At 55.2% G+C, this 21,238-nt stretch carries 18 protein-coding genes; 2 read left to right on the top strand and 16 right to left on the bottom strand.

Going from position 1 to position 21,238, the window contains the following annotated elements; all coding sequences use genetic code 11:
• Nucleotides 1-6: 6 nt before the first annotated feature.
• The 7 genes from moaD to AC01ZF_RS03335 all read right to left on the bottom strand — a co-directional run bounded on the left by moaD (nucleotide 7) and on the right by AC01ZF_RS03335 (nucleotide 6,123).
• Nucleotides 7-255: a molybdopterin converting factor subunit 1 gene (moaD, locus tag AC01ZF_RS03365; RefSeq protein WP_424675838.1), complete on the bottom strand. Its 249-nt coding sequence runs from the start codon at nucleotides 253-255 to the stop codon at nucleotides 7-9.
• Nucleotides 256-280: 25 nt separating this feature from the next.
• Complete coding sequence (locus tag AC01ZF_RS03360; protein WP_428131885.1) at nucleotides 281-1,051, bottom strand: SDR family NAD(P)-dependent oxidoreductase; 771 nt, start codon at nucleotides 1,049-1,051, stop codon at nucleotides 281-283.
• Entirely contained in the window at nucleotides 1,051-1,524 is a 474-nt protein-coding gene (locus AC01ZF_RS03355) for a cryptochrome/DNA photolyase family protein (RefSeq protein ID WP_424675836.1), read from the bottom strand. Before AC01ZF_RS03355 ends, AC01ZF_RS03360 begins: the two co-directional genes overlap by 1 nt.
• An 87-nt stretch (nucleotides 1,525-1,611) precedes the next feature.
• Nucleotides 1,612-2,427 (bottom strand): FAD-binding domain-containing protein, encoded by an 816-nt coding sequence (locus AC01ZF_RS03350; RefSeq protein ID WP_428112736.1) that lies wholly within the window; start codon nucleotides 2,425-2,427, stop codon nucleotides 1,612-1,614.
• 450 nt (nucleotides 2,428-2,877) lie between these two features.
• On the bottom strand, nucleotides 2,878-4,932 hold the full coding sequence (locus AC01ZF_RS03345; protein WP_424675834.1) for an anti-sigma factor: 2,055 nt from the start codon (nucleotides 4,930-4,932) through the stop codon (nucleotides 2,878-2,880).
• The gene (locus tag AC01ZF_RS03340) at nucleotides 4,889-5,122 is read right to left on the bottom strand and encodes a hypothetical protein (protein WP_424675833.1); all 234 of its coding nucleotides are present in this window, start codon (nucleotides 5,120-5,122) and stop codon (nucleotides 4,889-4,891) included. The genes AC01ZF_RS03345 and AC01ZF_RS03340 overlap by 44 nt, the downstream gene beginning before the upstream one ends.
• 23 nt (nucleotides 5,123-5,145) lie before the next feature.
• Entirely contained in the window at nucleotides 5,146-6,123 is a 978-nt protein-coding gene (locus AC01ZF_RS03335; RefSeq protein ID WP_424675832.1) for an AAA family ATPase, read from the bottom strand.
• Nucleotides 6,124-6,259: 136 nt separating this feature from the next.
• On the opposite strand from AC01ZF_RS03335, the gene AC01ZF_RS03330 reads away from it, so the two are divergent.
• Both AC01ZF_RS03330 and AC01ZF_RS03325 read left to right on the top strand, forming a co-directional pair.
• Complete coding sequence (locus tag AC01ZF_RS03330) at nucleotides 6,260-7,090, top strand: NAD(+)/NADH kinase (protein WP_424675831.1); 831 nt, start codon at nucleotides 6,260-6,262, stop codon at nucleotides 7,088-7,090.
• A 106-nt stretch (nucleotides 7,091-7,196) separates the two neighbouring features.
• A complete protein-coding gene (locus tag AC01ZF_RS03325; protein ID WP_424675830.1) occupies nucleotides 7,197-7,817 on the top strand; it encodes an SRPBCC family protein in 621 nt (206 codons plus the stop codon).
• A gap of 72 nt (nucleotides 7,818-7,889) precedes the next feature.
• Here the strand turns inward: AC01ZF_RS03325 and AC01ZF_RS03320 are convergent, their stop codons facing one another.
• The 9 genes from AC01ZF_RS03320 to AC01ZF_RS03280 form a co-directional block, all read right to left on the bottom strand.
• A complete protein-coding gene (locus AC01ZF_RS03320) occupies nucleotides 7,890-10,289 on the bottom strand; it encodes a DUF5719 family protein (RefSeq protein WP_428131882.1) in 2,400 nt (799 codons plus the stop codon).
• Between the two features lie 167 nt (nucleotides 10,290-10,456).
• Nucleotides 10,457-12,538 (bottom strand): putative glycoside hydrolase, encoded by a 2,082-nt coding sequence (locus AC01ZF_RS03315; protein ID WP_424675828.1) that lies wholly within the window; start codon nucleotides 12,536-12,538, stop codon nucleotides 10,457-10,459.
• A gap of 172 nt (nucleotides 12,539-12,710) precedes the next feature.
• Complete coding sequence (locus AC01ZF_RS03310) at nucleotides 12,711-15,656, bottom strand: GAF domain-containing protein (RefSeq protein WP_428112741.1); 2,946 nt, start codon at nucleotides 15,654-15,656, stop codon at nucleotides 12,711-12,713.
• Between the two features lie 113 nt (nucleotides 15,657-15,769).
• A complete protein-coding gene (locus tag AC01ZF_RS03305; RefSeq protein WP_424675826.1) occupies nucleotides 15,770-16,546 on the bottom strand; it encodes an anti-sigma factor in 777 nt (258 codons plus the stop codon).
• Nucleotides 16,547-16,551: 5 nt separating this feature from the next.
• Nucleotides 16,552-17,136: a sigma-70 family RNA polymerase sigma factor gene (locus AC01ZF_RS03300; protein ID WP_428112743.1), complete on the bottom strand. Its 585-nt coding sequence runs from the start codon at nucleotides 17,134-17,136 to the stop codon at nucleotides 16,552-16,554.
• 195 nt (nucleotides 17,137-17,331) lie between these two features.
• Nucleotides 17,332-18,066, bottom strand: coding sequence for a hypothetical protein (locus AC01ZF_RS03295; RefSeq protein WP_428112744.1), 735 nt, complete (start codon nucleotides 18,064-18,066; stop codon nucleotides 17,332-17,334).
• A gap of 118 nt (nucleotides 18,067-18,184) precedes the next feature.
• Nucleotides 18,185-19,084: a histone deacetylase family protein gene (locus AC01ZF_RS03290; RefSeq protein WP_476575115.1), complete on the bottom strand. Its 900-nt coding sequence runs from the start codon at nucleotides 19,082-19,084 to the stop codon at nucleotides 18,185-18,187.
• A complete protein-coding gene (locus AC01ZF_RS03285; protein ID WP_476575114.1) occupies nucleotides 19,085-20,164 on the bottom strand; it encodes a calcium/sodium antiporter in 1,080 nt (359 codons plus the stop codon).
• Between the two features lie 99 nt (nucleotides 20,165-20,263).
• Nucleotides 20,264-20,575 (bottom strand): RNA recognition motif domain-containing protein, encoded by a 312-nt coding sequence (locus AC01ZF_RS03280; protein WP_424677030.1) that lies wholly within the window; start codon nucleotides 20,573-20,575, stop codon nucleotides 20,264-20,266.
• Between the last annotated feature and the right edge of the window lie 663 nt (nucleotides 20,576-21,238).

The raw sequence follows: 21,238 nt of genomic DNA, 5'->3' as shown, positions 1-21,238 counted from the left end.
ACGTTGTTATCCACCACTGACCGGCGGAATAAATGCGACTTCATCACCATCAGCGAGCACCGTCGCCGGCTGACCAAACTGCTGATTGACGGCAAACAGCAACCGGCCGGTATACCCGGCCAAGCGCGGGTAGTCGGCAACCAACTGCTCCCACAACTGACCAACAGTCGTACCTTTGGCCACGGTATACTGGGCTGTTGCCCGTCCCACAATATCGCGATGACTGGCAAAAAACCGTACTATCACCGTAATCATCGCCGACCTCCTCGTTATTCGATGCTTACAATCGTGCTTCCCAGCCGCCATCGGCAGTAATGACCGCACCGGTCAGGTACCCAGCCGTCGGGCTGAGCAAGCAGAGGATCACCGCTGCAACCTCTTCCGGGGTCCCCAAGCGACCAAGCGGTACCCGACGGGCAAACGTTCGCAACGCCTCATCGGGGCGCTGGGTGTTGACGAGCGCCGCATTTGCCCGTAGGAGAGATGTATCGATCAAGCCGGGACAAACACAATTCACGCGAATACCGTCAGGAGCGCCATCGAGCGCCATTGCTCGGGTTAAGGCAATCACCCCGCCTTTTGAGGCAGCATACGCTGCCCACCCTGCTTCGGCCCGCAACCCATAGACCGAGGCCACGTTGACAATGGCTCCTCCGCCGCGCCGTCGCAACTCAGGCATCACAAAGCGTGAAACTAAAAAGACACCGGTCAGGTTAACATTGATAATCTCTTGCCAAAGTTGTAAAGTTGTACTTTCAATGGTACCCGGCTGTTGAATACCGGCATTATTGACCAACAGATCGATCCCACCGAACTCCAAGACTGCCTCGTTGGCAATGCGGGCAGCATCGCCCTCGTCGCTGACATCGGCGATAACGGCAAGCGCGCGACCTCCCCATGCATTGATCCCCTCGACCAACGCCGTTGTCGCCGCAGCATCGCGGTCAGCGATGACAACCGCAGCCCCTTCGCGCGCCAATGCGAGCGCAGTAGCCCGCCCAATGCCTTGGGCGCCGCCAGTGACAATTGCGACTTTGCCTTGAAACTCCATTATTCCACCTCGTGCTCGTCAGGCAACACCGGACCCAGCCCGGTCGGATGTAATGCCTCGGCTGCTACCCAACGCCAAAAGGCGCTAAATCGGCGTGGCGGTTCACCATGCCACGAGACGAAGGGTGGCAGCGGATGCACCACAACCGTCAAGCCGACAGCCTGCAACTCGGCCACATACTGGCGAAAACGTGGTGCAACGCTCGCCGTGACATGCACCGCCGTCACCCCGTATTCTGCCGCAAAGGCACGTACCTCTTCAACAACGACGCCGCGCCGAATACTTCCGCTCCGACCGGCAATGGCCTCTAGCGCACACTCGTACAGAAAGAACAGCCGCTTGAAACTGAGCTGCATGGTGCGCAACAGTGGCTCATCAAAGACAAAGATTACCGGCGCAGCAGGGTTCGCCAGTAGCGCTGGATCGGTAGGACTAAGACTATCGCCGTGCAACCAAACAATACTGTTACTCATACCACAGTCACCGGTGGTTGACACTATGGTACCATTGTCAAACCGTAATCGCCCAAGCGTTGGATGTAACGCGGCAAAACCAATCGTTCATCGTTGCCCATCCAGTTCGGCTAAGGTTACCCCAAACAGACGACGGGCGAGTTGTTCATAGCTCTCATCAAACGGACAACCACCGTTAGCAAGTGGGCAGCGGTTACAGAACGTACCACCACTAAACCTTTCAACGTTTTGGCGGTTAAAGATGTACGGCTTGTGACTGAAGGTACTACCCACCCATTGCCACGACAGACTATTCGAGGCCGGATCACCGTCGAGGAGGTGACGGTAAAAGAGATCCGCCCCCTCGCGCCAATCCACACCGAGCCAGTGTTGCAGATAAGCGGCGACCCACATACGTGCGTGGTTGTGCATATAGCCAGTTGTGTACAACTCCTGCAACGACTCGTCAATACACACAAGACCGGTCGTCGCAGTGAGCACTTCGGGTGGGAGCAAACGACGCGCTACACGGGAGCGATGCTTTGCCGGCTCAAGATCGTGATGAATCCGCTCACCGAGATGGGCATAGACGATTTGCCAGAATGCACGCCATACTAATTCGTTGACAAACTTTTCAGTATCGGGTGTATGACCGAATCGACTCAGAATCGAATCACGCACTTCAGCAAGTGTGAGAACGCCGTGACGAAGGTATGGCGAGAGTTGTGAGACGGTACGCCGCGCTACATCGTTACGGGTCCGCGCATAGTTGCGCACATCAAAGGCGCGCAACCGCCGTAACGCGGCCCGCCGCCCACCACGGATCGGTGACGGGGTGGCCGGTCCCTGGTACAAGCCGGCAAGCGCATCGGCGAGATAGGCTGCTTGTTCGGTGCGTGTCGTCAGATCGGTACGGAGTTGCATTGCTTTGCCTATCCCCATTGCTAACGAGTATACCACGAGTTAGGTGACGATTGGCCGGTAAATTACCTGACCAGCCAAATATTCAGTCTAGAAATAACGTCTCGATCCGCTGCTTCCATAACAAGCAGAGAGCGACCGGAATGCCCATGATTTATCAGACGCACAGCCGAATGGCGCTGAAAAACCAAGTGTTTCAAGATCAACTGATACCTTCCTCGCAGGAAGATGAGTACAAACCACATACGCATGGCATTGCATTAGGTGGGTAATGACCTAATATATCTAGCGTCAATAATCTTCCTCTTTTCCTGAACCTATCTATGCTCTACCATCATATCTCTGAATATACACTTGTTGCATTAATGCCGATGACCACTCTTTTTCTCTTTTGCACTCAGCATACATGCAGGTGAGTTCTGACAACTCGCTGAAAATACACACTTGTTCGTTCTATTTTATCCCAAACAGTGCTGCCTGCGCGGACAGATCGACGCGATAGATCGGCTGCAATGAGCTAATCAACGCGCGCAGTTCATCACGACTAAAACCGAACACATCAAGAGCGAGACGTCCTCCACCAACACCGCGACGCTGTCGCGTATTGCTCTCTATTGCCACCCGATACCGCTGACCGCGCATTGGTTCAATCCGCACACGCCACGGTCCAATGATTTCAACCGAGATCGACGTATCAACGCCGGGTAACCGATCAAACGCGATCACCAATCGCTTCCCAGGGCCACTGTAGATCGCGCCATTCAAAGTCGGCCCCTGCAACCGCAGCAGCATTGCCTGCTCAATGCCTAGTGGTGGCTTGGCCGGGATGATTTGCGAATCACTCAGAATATTACCAAACGACCCGTTCTGGTCATCACTCGGCGATGGATAGCCACCGTCAGATACAATCGGTAACACCACATATCCGGCACGCACTAACGGCCACGCAGGATCAAACAGGTCTTGTACCGATCCACTCGTCGCTTCGGCCCGCCCGTTCCACGCCCGTATAAAGGTAAACGCATCGCGGATCTGTTCACCGCTCACCAGCCAATTAAATTCGACGAGTCGCCAAACAACCCGACTCGTTTGTGTACTACCGGGTGGGCCGATCAATTCGGTCACGCTGAGCACGTGACCATCTTGCTCACCGATAGCCATCAGAACGGTAACCGGTTCCGCTTCATCAGCCGGTAGATCAACCGGACTAATACCACGAAAACTAACGATGTAGGCCAATCGCTCACCGATGCGCTGCCGTCCCAATAAGCGCAGATCGGGTGCAGCAGCGGCTTGGTGCAGATAGTTCGGCACGATTGACCATGGGCCGGTTGTTCGGCGGGCGTGAAAAGCAACCTGCTGCTCAGTCGGATCAAGCTCGGCGACAACTAACTCTGGCTCGTTGGGTAAGGCGCGTATTGGGAGATCGCCGTAGAGAGAAGGAGCATACGCCCCATCAATGGCATAATACAGACGGCGCAAACCATCACCCAACTGAAACTCATACGGCGCACCACCTTCGATGTGACGTAATTGCAAGCGATGACGCGCCGGATTAGCACGATCGTGCCAGATTTCGGCATAGAGCGGAGCAACCGTGCGATTGTTGAAATACCAGATGGTCTGGTAACGGGCATGCCATATCGGTGGTCCTTCGGGTTCGGGAATGCCCCCGTGCATCAGCGCTCGTGCTACCAATTCAGCAGCACTCACGGTTGGTTCGGCAGCACCGGTCGCGATCACGGTAAACGGATTCCTGAACAAGCCGGGCAGCACGATGACGGTCATCAACCCGACGAAGGTAAGCAGTCCGACCAGCGGAGCCAATTGTCCTAGCCGCGTTCGAGGCGCTATTGTTGCTTGCAGCAACCGTTTGCACTCGGCTGCCGGTAGCGGTGTCGCCTGAACCAACCGACGCAGCGCCGGTCGCAACGAGCGCATCGTTTCTTGCCATTCACGCTCGAAGATGCGGCAGTGGGGACACGTTTGAAGATGCTGCCGAACCTTCTCAAACATCATCAGATAGTTCGGCGGATCGAGGAAGGCACGGTGGATGATTTGGCACTCAGAACTGCTAACATCAACAGAAAGGGCATGACCGGTGACAGGAGCTAACTGTCGTACTGCTTGTTCAAGGAGTGAGAGCGCTTCATCGGCTTCGAGGCCAACGATCCGTGCTAGACGTGTATGTTCAGCGCCTAACACGCTATACGCCAGCACGACCATCCGTTGCGGGAGTGGCAAAGCGCGGAGTGGGCCAAGGAGTGGTATTGCCGGCGGTGCCGGACGGCGCTGCACCGGCTGCGTGAACATCACCGTCGCCACCTGATAGAGCCGCGTCAACAGCTCATCATCGTTCCACGTAGTAGGTGGATGAGAACGCAAAGCAACCGCCCATTGCCGCAACAACCTGCGTGCCGCTCGTTCATCAGGTGCCAAGGCCAATGCAAAGCCGTAGAGTTCGTCACCCGCTTGAGTCAACCACTGCGACAGTCGATTCGTGATCATAAGTATTCGCCGTCTGCATCATTGCAGCATCGGTGAGCAACTGCTGTTGGAGACGCCACATTGTTTTGATCCGGGCCCGCTGCCATACAGCACTCTTCGGGCCGGTCTCACGCAACAATACAATCCGTTGCAAAGCGAGCCGCAAAACCTCTTGGCGACGAACACCTGCCTCGTTCTGTGTATCAGCCATCGTTGCACCTATGGTAACCCTGCTCAACCGGCAATCACCCGCTCAAAACGACGACCGGCCCGCGCTCCCGGCACCGGTACCGATGTGAGCACTTCTTCAATCACTGCCTGGGCGGTTACATTACGCACCCGCGCCGCCGGGCTGACAATCAGGCGATGGGCGAGCACCGGTATAGCCAACGTTTTGATGTCGTCGGGGGTGACGTAATCACGCCCGTTGAGCGCAGCCCAGGCTTGGGCCGCACGATAGAGCGCTAACGCACCTCGGGTGCTAGCCCCTAGATACACATCAGGATGATTGCGCGTCGCCGTCGTCAGCGCCACAATATACTCAACGATGAGATCATCAACATGAACTTGCTTAATCGCCTCTTGGAGGGTCAACAGTTCGTCAATTTCAACGACCTTAGACAACGTCTCTAGTGGATGACCCTCTCTTTGTCGCTTGAGAATAGCAATCTCATCGAGACGGTCGGCATAACCGAGATGGACACGCACGAGAAATCGGTCGAGTTGCGCTTCCGGCAACGGAAACGTTCCTTCGTATTCGATGGGGTTTTGCGTCGCCAACACGACAAACGGTTGCGGCAACGGATACGTAATGCCGTCCACAGTAATTTGCCGCTCCTCCATCGCCTCGAGCAAAGCCGATTGCGTCTTCGGCGTAGCCCGATTAATCTCATCGGCTAACACAATCTGGGCCATAATCGGGCCAGGCCGGAATTCAAACTCACGTGTCTGCTGATTGAAAATCGATACGCCGGTGACATCACTCGGCAGCAGATCGGGAGTACACTGAATGCGCTTAAAGCTCGACCCAATTGAGCGGGCAATGCTCTTCGCTAGCATCGTTTTACCGGTACCGGGAACATCTTCGATTAACACATGACCGCGACAGAGTAACGCGACCAACACTAATTCGACGATCTGACGCTTGCCGATAATTACCTGTTCGACATTCGTCACGATACGCGCAGCAAGTTGCTGAACATGTTCCAACATACACCTCAGATAGCGCGGTTATTTTGCGGAATGCACAAGCAGTATACCACGATCACTATTGGCAAGTCAGGTTGTTCTCGCTACCGACTCGTTTCTATGGTATCCTGATGCAAACAACGTGAACGGAGGTTTCGTAATGTTAGAGCGCGTGGCGGTCTTGTACAATCCGCTCAGTGACGCCTCGATTAAAGTATCGCGCGAATTAACCGATTGGTTAACTGCACGTGGTATCAAAACCACGCGGGGTGTGTCACAAGAGTTTCGCGATCAACCACAATTGGTTGCCGATTGTGATCTCATGATTGCCTTGGGAGGCGATGGGACCGTTTTGCGTGCCGCCCGTCTCTGTTTCCCACATAACATCCCCGTCTTGCCAGTTGCCCTTGGGCATCTGAGTTTTATGGCCGAAATCGGACCGGAAGAGGTCTACAGTGGCTGCGAACAAATCATGAACGGTGGCGGCTGGTTTGATGAGCGTACCCTGGTACGAGCACAGCTCTGGCGTAACGGTCAAAAGCTCGGTCAGCATACGGCACTCAATGAGGTGGTCATTTCACGGAGCGATATTAGCCGGATTGTCAACGTTCACGTCACTATTGACGATAGTCCGCTAACGACATATCACGCCGACGGCGTTATTGTTGCTACCGCCACCGGCTCGACGGCGTATGCACTAGCTGCCGGTGGGCCAATTGTCGATCCGCGCTCACAGGCGTTGGTGCTAGTGCCGATTGCAGCCCATCTCACCAATATTCCGTCGATGGTGTTACACGAGGATGCAGTAGTGACGATGCAGTTACGCTCCCGTCACCATGCTCTGCTCGCGGTCGATGGTCGTGAGAACATTGATTTGATAGAAGGAGATGAGGTGATCGTTCGCCGCAGCCCACAAGTATGTACGTTCGTGCGTTTGCGTCCGAGTAATCAATTCTATACCCAATTGGTGGCACGTCTGCGCCGTTCGTGAGTCGGTACAACTGACCTACGGTACACTATCCTGTAGATCAGTACGCCCTATCGCCTATCGGTTTCGTTACCCCATTCAGGAGTTATGTAAGGAGATACGAAAGAGTATGATTCGGTATACTGGCGCCTCCGTGAGCGGTCGCATCAATGCACCGGTCGAATCTATTTGGGAATTGGTGAGTGATGTTGAGCGCCATCCGCAGATTGCCGGCAGCGGTGAAGTGCAAGCTGTTACTATTCGAGACAATCAACCGCTGCACGTGGGCAGTGTGTTTGAGTCACAACAGTTGATGCGTGGCATTCACTATGTCACTGCCAATCGCGTTGTGATTTGGGATCCACCCTACCGCTTTGCCTGGCGGGTTGGCTTACCCAACGCTCCCGGTATTGCCCAAGCATGGATATTTGCGTTACAACCCGAAGCCAACGGGACCCGTGTGACCAATGGTGTGGCGCTCATTTATGTATTACCTACGTTCTTCCCATTCTCGTTACTGCGTAAGCGGATCGCCCAAGGCTATGCGAATTCGATCATTCCAACCCTCGATAATTTGGCCCGCCTCGTCAATGCACCACCGCCAGAAGATGTGCGGGTTGTGACCGAGCCACCGACCGAATTAACCGCTCTGTTCCCACCATTGATCATCCCCGGCACCACGATGGTAGCCGCCGCGATTGCCGGCGTTGCCGGCGTACTAGCGCTCCGGCGGCGCTTGCGAAAATCGTGATGGCAAAGCGCAGAGCTGTAAAGCGGATGCTCGCACTACAGCTTTGCGCTGGGCACCTCACCACTATGCTGCCTACGGTAATGGAATACCAAGGGCCGTACTACCACCACGTACACCACCACCGGGAAAGAGCGAACGTTCGGCAACAATCGGCTGGTTGCTTCGCACGATCACTGTCACTGCCGATTTGTTAGGAAATGCTTCGTGCAAGGCTAGCGTATAGCGCGCACCGGCAGGGATACGCACACCGAGTTCAGTTTTCGTCCCATCGCCGAAAACTGCCTCGACGTTCACCATCGCCGAGAGCGGGCTGAGATTACTCAGAGACAGATAATACGTCGCATCAATTGTCCGACCGTCAATGAACGCCCAGCGGTAGGCCGGTTCGCGCGCACCGGCGCTAATCGTGCCTACATTACCACCGGCAAACCACATCGCACGTTCAACGGCTACCGGTCGGTCAGCCTTCACCTCAGTGGCAAAACCGAGATTCGGCACCACTTCGTTCACGTCAATCGCCAATTGAGTGCGGGGCGGGATCGCATAACGGCGCGTTGCCGCCACCCCCTGCGGACCGCGAAAGATCGTTTCGACATTGGCCGGTTGGCTATTCGGATTCAATACCAACAACTGAGTACGAAACTCGCCTTCGGTCGTACCTTCAGCGAAGAACCAGTGCCGACCGAGCTGATCGATCCCGCGACCGGTGTGCAAACCACTCCCACCAGGACCAAACCGCATTGTCCGCTCAACTGCTACCGGCAAGGTAGCGATCACCCGCATCCCGAAGTTGGTATTGGCCAACGGCCGTGTGCCGTCAGGTAAGGTGATGTCGTGTACCGCAACCACCAACCGATTACGCGCACCGATCTGCACATCCTGCGTAAAGACCGTCCCATCGCGTCGCATGTAGGTAATTTGCGCACTCGCGTCATTCGGCTGCGGGTTGAAGATGATCAGATAAGTCTGGGTCTGTGCGGTGGTGCTCCCGTCGGCAAAGTACCACACCCGCGATAGCCGATCGACACCGGGACCGCTATCGATGTCACTCGTCAAGGCCATCGATCGCTCGGCGAGGATCGCTTCATTCGCCTCTACCATTGCCGGTAGTGCATTCGCACCGGGCACAAGCTCGTTCACATTTAGATCGGCGCGTCCACCACCGGGGACTTGCAATTCACGCACAACCGGCTGCCCCCCCTCGGGGAAGAGTGTAATTCGTGCGGTTGCCGGACGGCCGGCCGGATTATAGAAGCTTAGCCGTTGACTATAACCGGCGGTATTCCCTTCAGCGAAATACCAGCGTGCGCGCACCGTTGCCGCATCGACTTGCGTGCGCAAGGTTGGTAAACGATCACGGAACGCGGGATACGGATCGAGTGCTGTTGGGTTGACCTCATAATGACCGGCAATCGTTGGTCGTAGCCCATCACCACCGGCTGACGGCCGCTGACCGGTCGGTGGAATGTTGTAAATCTGCGTTAGCCATGCGAGCAGCGCCGTCAGGCGAGCTTGTGCCGCCAGGGTCGGCGGCTGATCGACCGGGGTCAACAGCGCAATCTGCACATCGGCGACACTACCCTCAACCAACCGTACCGGCGATGTCGGCCCACCAAGACGACCTTCAAACAGATTACCCTCGCTATCGATGATGTAGTGATACATCAGATCATCCCAATCAAGAATGCTCGTCTGATAGACCAGCAACGCGCGCAGATAAGCCAACGTTGCCGACGGTGGCACATCAACCGGAATCTGATGGATCACAACCCCACGTGGATCGCGCCGCTCGAGACGAGCGGCGGCCGGTTCAGCCCAATCGGCACGAGCAATTTGTAATGGGCGTTCGGTAAGCACCGGCTGACCGAACAAGATCGGACGCTGCGGCAAACCGGCAGCGAAGATCGGCGGTGAGACTTGGGTGGCGAGATACGAGACGGTCACTTCATTAAGAATGGCAGAGGCACGTGGTATCTGGCTGGTGAACGTTGCCCGCAATTGCAGATAGCGCGTATCGTCGGGCAATGCCAACGGCACGGCTGTCGTCAACGCATCGGGGTCAGCAGCCGGCGGTTTATCGGCCACGACCAGTGGTGTCCACGGCCCCCATCCCTCGTCGTTCTCACCCGGCGGAGTTGCACGCGCCCGTAACTCAAGGCGCACATCAGTCCCGTCAATGACCTCGGCGCGCCACACCGCACCGGCTGCATTCACGGCAAACGCCGTCTCAAACGGCGCCGAGACAAAGGTACCTGTACTCGCCTCAGCAGCCAACCGTAACTCGCCGCCGGCATTATTCACCACCAACAGATCGGAGATCGAGCCGGCCTCCCAATCACGCACACTGCTCAATCGCCAACTCGAAACTTGTGCGGCTAGTGCGCTTGGCCGCGCTGCAACCGGTAATGTTGCCGCGAGGATTCCGGCGAACACGAGAAGGAGACCAATCCGCAGCGCTTTGTGTTGGATCATAACCCATGCCTCGCCGCCAGAGCGACTATTGCCACTCGGCCCAGATTAGGCTGCAATATCCATGACCATTGAACGTTGTCATACCGATGATTATACCGGTACCTACGAGTATCATCCATCGGACAGACAGCGACGATGATCTGGAAACGCGCTGTTATAACAATGCCCTATGGCGCCGGACGCACTGCACCGTTGAATGCACCCTTATAGATATTTGCCGAGTCGTACAAAATCCAACCACTCGCCGCCTCTGGCTGCTCTTCGGTGGCATCGATCTGGGCACGCACTTCCACCGGGCCGTACTCAACCACGACCGGTCCCCACGGATCGGTATGATCTTGCAGCCATGGCCGTTGCTTAGCATAGCTTGCCATCATCTGCCGGCCACCGTTGCGAACGGCAATTTTAATCGTCTCGTAGGGGAATTTCACCGGCACCGCAATGTTCTCCAGTCCACCCCACCACAACGACGGGTAAGGCATTGGGCAGATATAATCGGTAAATTCACCCATGCGGGTCATATCTTGGGCAATCGTCAGTGAAGGGCCATTGACCACCCGCCCAAAGACATCAATCGACATAAACGCACCGGCAGCGTTGACCGCAGAGTGGGCACGCTGCATAAACTCAAGGATCACATCGTACATTCGACCGGGGTTCGTCACCGGATCGATCGGCTCACTAAAGAGCAGCTTCTCGCTGAATTCACTGTACTTCCCAAACCAATCGGGAAAGCGGATATAGTCGAAATTGATCTCATCGAAACCCATTTGCGCCGCCTCGACCGCCAACGCAATGTTGTAATCCCACACATTTTGGTTGGTCGGGTCGAGGTATGCATATCGAATCCCCGGCCCCGGATAATCAGCATACACCTCACCGGTCGAACGTAGACGGATCGACCACTCAGGGCGAGCATCAGAGAGAGCATTATCGTGTGAAAAGAGTTGGACGCGGGCAATAGTATAGATGCCACGCTCTTTAGCCTTCGCCAAGATGGAAGCAAAATCGACCCGCGGTGTACTCAGACCTAATTCGCGGACTAACGGTACCTGTGAATCGTAATAAACAACGCCCAGATCATCGCGTAAATCGCTCTTGATATCGATTACCAGCGTGTTCAACTCGGTACGCTCGATCAGGTCGAGAAATTTGTCAACGAGACTCGGCACCGACGCCACTGCCGCCGTGATATAGATACCACGCACGTAGAACGGCTCAAGCTCAATCCGATCGGGCATCTTCCCCGGTTCAATCGGGATCACGCGCTTAGCGTACCCCGGTGCCAAGACCTGCACAAAGCCACGTTCAGGCAGATTCGGTAGACGAAAACGACCTTCAACACTGTCGTTAATTCGCACAAAAGCAACGGCTGTCGAGGTGAGCGTCTCTGTGGCGATGATTGCTGCGTTGGGTACCGGCTTACCGGTGGTAGCGTCGATCAGTTGACCAACCAGGGTATCAGGCCGAATGGCGACATCGAGCGTCGTCGTGCGCGTAAACGGCTGTGTCACAGAAGCAAACCCATCGGCGGTCACGGTGATTTTGCCGCTTTCCGCCGGCACGTCACGCAACAGATAACGGCCGGTGTCATCCGTCGTCGCACTAATTGCACCAAGCGTGACCGTCGCTCCGGCCACCGCCTCACCGGTGTAACTATTGGTAACAGTACCGCTCAGCGTGTTCGGACGCAGACTCATATCGAACACCGTAACTCGCGCCACTTGCTCGGTAACAGGCGCATACTGAGGAGCGCTGACCGTCACCGTAAACGCTTCGGGTACATTCGTCAGCGTATACCGACCGCTCTCATCGGTGACGGCACTCATCCCGTCATTACCGGCGATCCGCACCTCAGCCCCACCCACCGGTTGACCGGTATACATATCGGTGATCGTACCGCTCAATACATTCGGACGCAGAGCGGTTGTGACTGTTACCGTCAGCACCCTGCTTTCACCTACTCCAGGCTGATCGACCAATGACATTTCGAGCGGCTCATAAGCCGGTGCTTTGAACGATAAGGTATCCTCTGGACGCCAGCGTTCTGTCTGAAACCGACCTTGATCATCGGTGGTAAGCGTCAGCTCACCGATTGTGACCGTCGCCCCAACAACCGGTTGACCGGTATAGGCATCAGTAACGACACCGGTTAGAATAACCGGTTGTGTCGTACAGCTCACCAATACTCCTGCAATCAGACAACAGAACAGCCAAAAGCGAGCGATTCGCCGCACAGACAACCCCATGGTTACGTTACTCCTCTAGCATGAAGTAAGCCGGGAAATAATCTTACCGGTTGCGCGTATCTTAAAGGGTTGACAACAACCTGTCAAGAGAAGCTTCTGTATGACGTTTTTCAACAAGTAGTGTCAGATTAATTCGCAAAAAGCGAACGAGTTCTTCATCCAACCAGAAACATCAACGGGCCAGCGAGGTACGCACCATCTGATCAAGCACCACCTCGTAAATCATATGTTCTTCCTGTTTCCCCTTCAAGCGTGTCACGCCCAGTAACCGCAGCGGGTAAGGCGATTGTTCACCGAGCACACTCGCCAACTGTGATGAGACAATTATCTGACCGGCCTGCGCAATGCCACACAAACGTGAGGCTGTATTGACCACATCGCCGATCAGCGTATAATCTTGGCGCTGCGCCGAACCGACATTACCAACAACGGCCGTGCCATAACTGATCCCAATTCCCATCCCGATTCGTAGATTCAGCTCCTCCTGCCACTGTTTAGCCAGCCGGGCAAAGGCTCGCTGCATCGTCACTGCCGCTCGAATCACTCGTTGTGGATCATCAGGATGGGCAATAGGTGAACCAAACACACCGATCAGCCCATCGCCGAGAAACTTGTCAATCGTGCCATCGTAAGCGTAAAGCGCTTCGGTCATAGCGGTGAAATAGCGATTGAGAATCCGCTCGACCAACACCCGCGCACCGATTTGCTCGGTCAGAGTGGTAAAACCGCGCATATCGGCGAACAGCACCGCCACAGTACGCTCGGTTGGTGCGCCAAAATCACTTCCGGCGCTCAACAACCGTTCGGCGACTTGTGGTGAAACGTAGCGACGGAAGACACTGCGCACCCGTTCACGCTCTTGCCGTTCGAGTTGTTTAATCGCACTGATGTCGCGAAAGACGACAACGCGGCCAATCTCTTTGTTATCCACACCTCGCACTGGCGCAATGCTGACGCTAAAATTGACGTTCGGCTTCGGCTCGATCTCAACCGTCGTCGGACTGTCTCGATTAAGAAACGGCAACACAGCACGCAACGCTGGGAATTGATCAACCGGTTGATCACGGTGAACGACCGGATCGATCTGCAAGCGCTCATGGGCGGCCGGATTCGCCAAGAGCAACCGCGCATCAGTATCTATCAGTAAAATGGGGTCGGTTGCGCTCCGCAAGACTGCATCGAGGGTTGAACGCTCGTCATTCACAACTCGGTATAGCCGAGCATTTTCCAAAATCTGGACAATCAGGCTGGCGACGGTCGAGGCCATCTCTAATTCCGTCTTCTCCAGCGCCCCCCGTCGAGTAATATCCAACACCAGAATGCCCTGAGCTTGACCGGTGACAACGAGTGGAACGATCACGATTGATCGAATCCCACGGGCGGCAAAGAACGCTCGCAGCGGAGCTCCTATATCGTGCGCATCTAAATCTGTATATTGTTGTGGCTGCTCCAATTTGGCGACATAGGTAGCCAGCAAGGAATGATTGCTGACAAAATTGATGAGATCGTTATCGTGTAGTGATGCCGGCCCACTCATTACGACAACCGTCTCACTGGGCTGAATACCAAACAACACCATTGCTGCCTGGTCTACCTGAAAGATCTGGGAAACCGCTTCGACCGTGCGTTGGAGATTATCAGGTGCCGTGAACTGTGCGGTCAGGGCCAGCGACAATCGGTTGATCTCGCTAAGTTGGGCAATCCGCCGTTGCTCATTCGCAAATAAGCGGGCATTGTAGATCGCAATCGCCAACTGATTGGCAATCGCCGATACAATGGCCTCATCGTTCGGACTAAACGCAGCAAGCTGCGGACTACGCAGCTCAATGGTGCCTACTACCCCTTCGCGCGGCAACAGCACCGGCACGCTCAACGCCGACCGCATCCGCGCTTCATCGGGCAAGAAAGGGATAAAGCGGGCATCTTGGGTCACATCGTCGATCCGCAACGGCTCACGGTTACGACACACCCACCCACTGATACCACGCTCGGCGCCGATCACCATCTTTCCCGTCTCAAACTGCTGGGTGCCGGCAGCGGACTGCACCACAAGTTGTTCGGCTTGACGCAGCACCAGTGCCACCAATGGGTATCCGAATTGGTGGTGGAGCATCTGCACCAACAAGCGCCCCAGTTGATCGATCTGCATTAACTCCGACAAGAGTCGATTGATCTCGTTGATCTGACGTAATTCTTCGGCCCGTCGCGCGAGCAGCTCTTTCTGTTGCTCACTCAACCGATACAGACGCGCACTCTCTAGGGCCACCGCGCTTTGGGCTGCCACCGAAGCTAACAATTCTAAATGTTCTGCGGTAAAATAGCCCGGTGTATGGTGAACGAGTGTGATCACTCCCCATACCCGATTGTCACGGATGATCGGCATCGCCACGACCGACCGTACATCGTTATGGACCGGCGAGGTGACCAACCAGCGCTGATCGAGCCGCGTATCGGCAATCAAAATCGGGCCGCGTTCACGCAAGGCCAAACCGGCCACTCCGTAACGCACAATATCTTGCAACTCGGCGACTGCCGGATGGCGACTACTTGAGTAGAGCAAGATTTTATCTTCGACAAAACCGGTCAGGATAATGCTCGCCCGTACTGCGCCAACAGCATCGGCCAAATGGTTGAGAAAACCGGTGAGTAATACATCGAGATCGATGCTCGATCCTAGATCGCGAGAGAGGTGGAGCAATAATTCCGTTTTGCGCTGCTCTTGCTGCAAACTACGTTGTGCCCGTTGCAGACGCAGCAAAGCGCGTACCCGTGCCAGCAAGAGGTTGAAATCAACCGGCTTGACCAGTACATCATCGGCGCCGGCATCGAGATTACTGACGCTTGTATCGAGATCGGCGTGGGCCGAAACGATAATCACCGGAATGAAAGGCTTCGAATGATCCGACTTTATTCGCTTGGTTACTTCATCCCCACCAATACCGGGCAAAGCTAAATCAAGTAAGATTAAATCCGGCGTAATCAGTTGCAGAAAACTTAACGCCTCTTCGCCTGAATTGACAATTGAGACGCGAAAGCCGTCACGGGAGAGTACCGCTTGAAAGATTCGCCGAATATCGGGGTCGTCTTCAACGACCAAAATATGTGCCGGTTCGGTCATAAGCGCTCCCTGATGTGCCTGACTTGTGTTTAGTATAGCACGTCTGAAAGCGCTTATCTAAAGCAAGCCTTTTTGCCAAACGTATACTTTGTACCTTATGTTGTAACGTCTATCTATGTTACCTTCCCGACCATCAAGATCGTACCGGTTGGACCTGGACTACCTGGTGCCGGTTCGGCAGTCACCGCCAGCGTTGTACCACTCATCGCGCTCGTCGTTGGCAAGCGCAGCAGACCGTACCCGCTGACATCCACGGTAAAGACACCACCACTCACCGGTGCAGTCTCACCTTCGATGAGCCAGAGTTGGTATACTTGATCGGCAGGCAACGGCGGCAAGGCGGCCACCACGACGATCTGACCCGTCGTATCACGGAAGACTACGCCCTGCCCACCGTCACCGGTAAGTGTCGCTATCGGTTCGGATGACGTGAAGAGAGTTGCTAATTGCCGGGCAGAGGCCTGCACGGTTGCTGCCAGCGCTTGTGCCCGATCACGCTCTTGAATGGCAAGCGATAGCTCTTGGCGCAAACTGTTCAGATAAACCATCGCTATGACCAATCCGATGAAGAGGACGGTCGTTACACTGCTCCAAGCCACCCTCAATAGACGCCATCGACGGGATAAAACGACGGGAGGCCCTTGCTCGTTCCGCCGGCGCCGACCAACCGCATAATCAATCGTGCGCTGCCGTAGTTCGGGTGGCAATACCGGACGATCAAGGCTGTGCGGCAATAGATCGGCAACTGCGCGTAGTTCGGTGAGCATCTGCTGCAATTCGGGCCGTTCGGTCAACAATCGCTGTACGCGCGTCCGTTCTGATGGGTCAAGCGCATCGAGCGCATATGCAGTCAACAGCTCCGTTATTTCTTCTTCCGACGGTTGTTCCATACGATTTACTCCACCAGCGAACGTAGTACATCGCGTAATTTCAACAAACCAAGCCGTAATCGTGTTTTGATCGTACCCAATGGCTCGCCAAGCTGTTCAGCAATTTCGCGTTGCGTCAAACCACCATAATATGCCATTTCGATGGCCTGTCGTTGAGCTGGTGGGAGATCGGCCAGAGCTGCTCGTACTGTCTCACGTAATATGCGTTGTTCGAGAACGCTTTCGACACCGGCAGGCAACAATGTTCCAACATCGACTCCTGTCACCTCGCGACGCCGCGCCTGTTCTCGTTTGCTACGCAAGGCATCAATTGCGCGATGCCGACTTATTCCGATCAACCAATGCACAACCAAACCGGCCTGCCGACGGAATCCACCTGCCGTTTGCCAAATGTTGTGAAACACGTCTTGCATCACTTCTTCGGCGGTCTGTCGGTCACCGGTGATCCGAAGGGCAATGGCATACACCAAAGCAGCGTAGCGATCGTACAGTTCACCCAACGCTGCTTCCTCCCGCTGCACAATCAAATCGATCAGAAACTCATCACTCAGATCGCGTAAACCACTCTCTGCAGGCTGTTCTGGAGGCATCGAATGCAAGACCTTTTCTTCAACCGGACAATCGAGATACTGTATTATAGCCGAACAAGCCTTGAACAGAGGCTCGGTTCACTCATTGAAGCACCTTTTCAATGCTTTGGCAGCGGCACTAAACAGACAAGGGAGCGCCGGACGGTCAATACGCAAGGCGCTGAACCGTCCGGCGCATCTTCTCTCCACGAGAGTTTAGAACACTTGCGTGTAGGGCTTCGTTGGGTCAGATTTGACTCCACCAAGGACCGCCATAATCTGTGCCGCCGTCGGTGCCATTACCGGACCGATAAACCCTTGCCCGCCTTGCAAGAACGGCGCCAGGGTTGGCACCGCATCTGAAACGTTGTAATAAATCGGTAACGGCAGCGCCAGATTATTGGGCACAAAGCCACCGATCTCGCGAATCAATGCCAGATGTTGCGCTTCACTGCACGCATGCTGGGCCGTCGTACCGGCAATCCGATCTACCCCCAACTCGGCAAAACGGCGCGTGGCCGCTAAATACGCCCCGACAAACGCTGTCTCAGCATCAGCCCCTACTTGCACAAAGAGTGCTGGATCACTGAGCAAGTTCGCCGGGACATAAAACTGGTTGGTCAGCGCCCGACCACCGTTGGCTACCAGAAAATCGAGATGGTACTTCTCGGCGTCTAATGCAAATTTGAGGTAAAGAACATCTTCCTCAGCAAGTTTGAACTTTGCCGAAGTTAATGCCGCGTAGTAGAAGGTTGTCGCCAACGTCTCAGCAGTAGCAGCCAAATTCAAGATCAATTGCGGATCGTCCTTGTGATCATGGCCGGCTGATGCCGTTTGAATCCCAAACAGACTGGCAAAGCTCGCGACCATCAACCCTCCCCCCAAACTTGCCGCTCCTTTGATCAGACTTCGCCGAGAGAAGACGCTTTGCTTGGTGTTTTCGGTTGTCACTGTGGTTCCTCCGCTATTAGATATGTCACCGGTACTGCCCTTGCATGTACCCTTCACCACATCTATGCGAAGGTTTTGTGATAACGGATCTATTGAAGTTCAGGATTCTACGATGTAGCTACAAGTATCCCAACGCCGCAGCGGCCACCGTATGGGCATGAATATCGACCGTATCATTGATCTGGCGCGCATACCCGCCGGCCATTGTTACCGCCACCGGCACACCCGCCGACCGACAATAGCCAAAAACGAGTCGATCACGTTCGGCTAAACCGGCCTTGGTCAAACTCAATCGACCCAAACGATCATCGTAGTAAGGGTCAGCACCGGCTAAATAGATCACCAGATCGGGTTTGGCCGCAGCAAAGGTCTGCCGTAGTCCCCACTCGAGCGCATCGAGGTAGGCAGCATCGCCGGTTGCATCGGGTAACGCAATATCAAGATCGCTTTGCTGTTTGCGAAAGGGAAAATTATGGGCACCGTGGATTGAGAATGTGAAAACGGTCGGATCGTTGGCAAAAATTGCTGCCGTACCATCACCTTGATGCACATCGCAATCGATAATCGCAATCCGACAGGCACGACCTTCCGCCTGCATCGCTCGCGCTGCTACCGCTGCGTCATTAAAGACACAATAGCCAGCCCCAGCATCGGCAAACGCATGGTGCGTGCCACCGGCCAAATTCACGCCCACCCCTTCTTGCAGGGCCACCCGGCACGCAGCAATCGTCGCTCCCGCCGACCGACGTGAGCGCTCAACCATCTGTGGCGACCACGGAAAACCGATCCGACGTATCTCGGCGCCTGTTAACCGACCGGTCATCACCCGTTCGATGTATGCCGGTGTATGAACCCGGACCAATTCATCAACGCTGGCCGGTTCGGGTACGTGGAGCCGGTCGAACGGCACAATGTTATCGGCTATGACCCGCTCACGCAGCAACGCATATTTTTCCATTGGAAAGCGGTGCCCTGGCGGTAACGGCAGGACAAAGGTGTCAGAATAAAAGACTCGCATCTACTCAGCTACACCTGTCATTTGACGCAGTCGACGCTCTTCGCCCAGCCAGCGTAATGCACGCACCACCAACAACACAACTGTCAGCGGTACCAGCACTAAGCCGACGACCGCATTATAAAGCGGCAATTCCTCACTATTGCTAGCACTGAGAATTAAGTAGAGTGTATAACTGAGATAATATACCAATAATAAGCTACCCTCACGCTGCGAGACTATGCGGCGGGTAAAGAAGATAGGGAGACACACAAGGGCTGACCCAATCATCACCGGTAGATCGAGCTGAACCGTCTCGACAGGCACGGCAATCGGCTGTGGCGACAAAACAATCGTCAGCGCCAGTACGAGTAACAGATTAAGAATATTACTGCCGATCACATTCCCCACTGCAATATCACGTTCACCTCGCAACCCGGCAATCACCGAAGTGGCAATTTCAGGCAATGACGTACCAACGGCGACTATCGTTAACCCGATTATCAGTTCGCTCACACCAAACCACGACGCAAAGGCAACTGCACCACCGACCAGCCAGTTCGCCCCAAGGATGAGTAGGGCAAGACCACCGACCACCATCGCCAGTTGTAACACTACGCTCCGCCAATGTTGTCGATGATGATGCGAAACCGATGCCTGTTTGGTCTCATCACGTGGCCAGATCGCCCACATGTACCCGAGTAGACCCAGCAGCATAACACCTCCATCGACTCGTGATAGTTCGCGGTCAAGGGCAAGCAGCAACGTCAACACCGACGCACTGATCATCATCGGCAAATCACGCCGGAAAATCTGCCGATCTACCGGCAGCGGGCCAAACATTGCGGCCACACCCAAGATCAGCATCACATTAGCAATATTACTCCCCACGATATTTCCGAGCGTAATAGCACCTTGTCCTTGAAAGGCAGCCTGCAAACTCACCGCAATCTCCGGCGAACTCGTCCCAACGGCCACGACCGTCAACCCGATAATCAACGACGAGACGCCCATACTAGCGGCCAAACTTGCAGCACCACGGACTAACAGATCGGCACCGAACACTAATAGCACAACACCAACAAGGAAGAGAATGACTGTCATACTCGCATCCTAGACACAATTTACCCCCTGTCGATAACAGGGGGGTAAAGCAATTCCGCACGCGAGCCAGTTGAGGCGCGACCGGCTCGATGGGAAGCGTTAATAACGCCGACCGCCGAAGCCGCCGCGATCTCCGCGGTCACTGCCGGAACGAGGGCCACGCGAGCCCTTATCCTCTGCCTCGTTGACCCGAATCTCACGCCCGTTGATCGGTTGACCGTTGGTTTGGCTAATGACCTTCGCAACGTCAGTAACGTCCATCTCAACAAAGCCAAAGCCACGCGATCGACCGGTCTCACGATCGTTAATTACCCGCGCGCTACGTACATCACCGTAAGCTTGGAAGAACTGCTCGAGGGTTGCATCATCGACACTCCAAGCCAAATTGCCGACAAAGAGCTTCACATACATCCGGTCCAACTCCCTCCGCGTTGCTTAGCCAACGCAGTCACTCACGGGGCTACTGCCCACAAACCACGCCTCCGAACCTACGACACCACACGCTTCGCCTCAGAGCGGGCGGCGGCCCACAGCGCCGCGTGCTGTTCCTCAGGCGTGGAGGTCTTGCGGACAGGGGAGTCGATCGGGCCTCAAACGGACGAACAGACTCTCGCGGCAACGTGACGCTGTGTAACGGCTATAGTGTAACACATTCGCCACACGATGAAAAGACGGTTGGCTCAAGTTCAGATATGAGTTGGGAGGGAGAAGCACCGGCGCTATGAAGGCTGGCAAGGCAGTGCCGGTGGTCGCTACCATACATGAGACGAACAAGACCATAGTTATGTCATTTGCACAACTATATCCGCAGAGCGCCTCCCGTGCGTTCCCGTCGTGCACCGGGCCTTCCATTCAAAAACACACGCGACAAGCGGCAGCGCACGGCTTCCCGATGATATTACACACCTATCCCAAACAACTGTGCGCTGGCAGCGACCGCTGCACTCGCAATGACAGAGGGAACTATACTCGCCCCGACCCCCCTACTGTCATTGCGAGGGCGCACCAGCGCCCGAGAAATCCTAGCGTGCGGAAGATTGCTCGCTCCGCTCACAATGACAGAGAAAACTACGC

Source organism: Chloroflexus sp., assembly GCF_056331925.1.
This window is presented reverse-complemented; position numbering and strand designations above follow the sequence as displayed.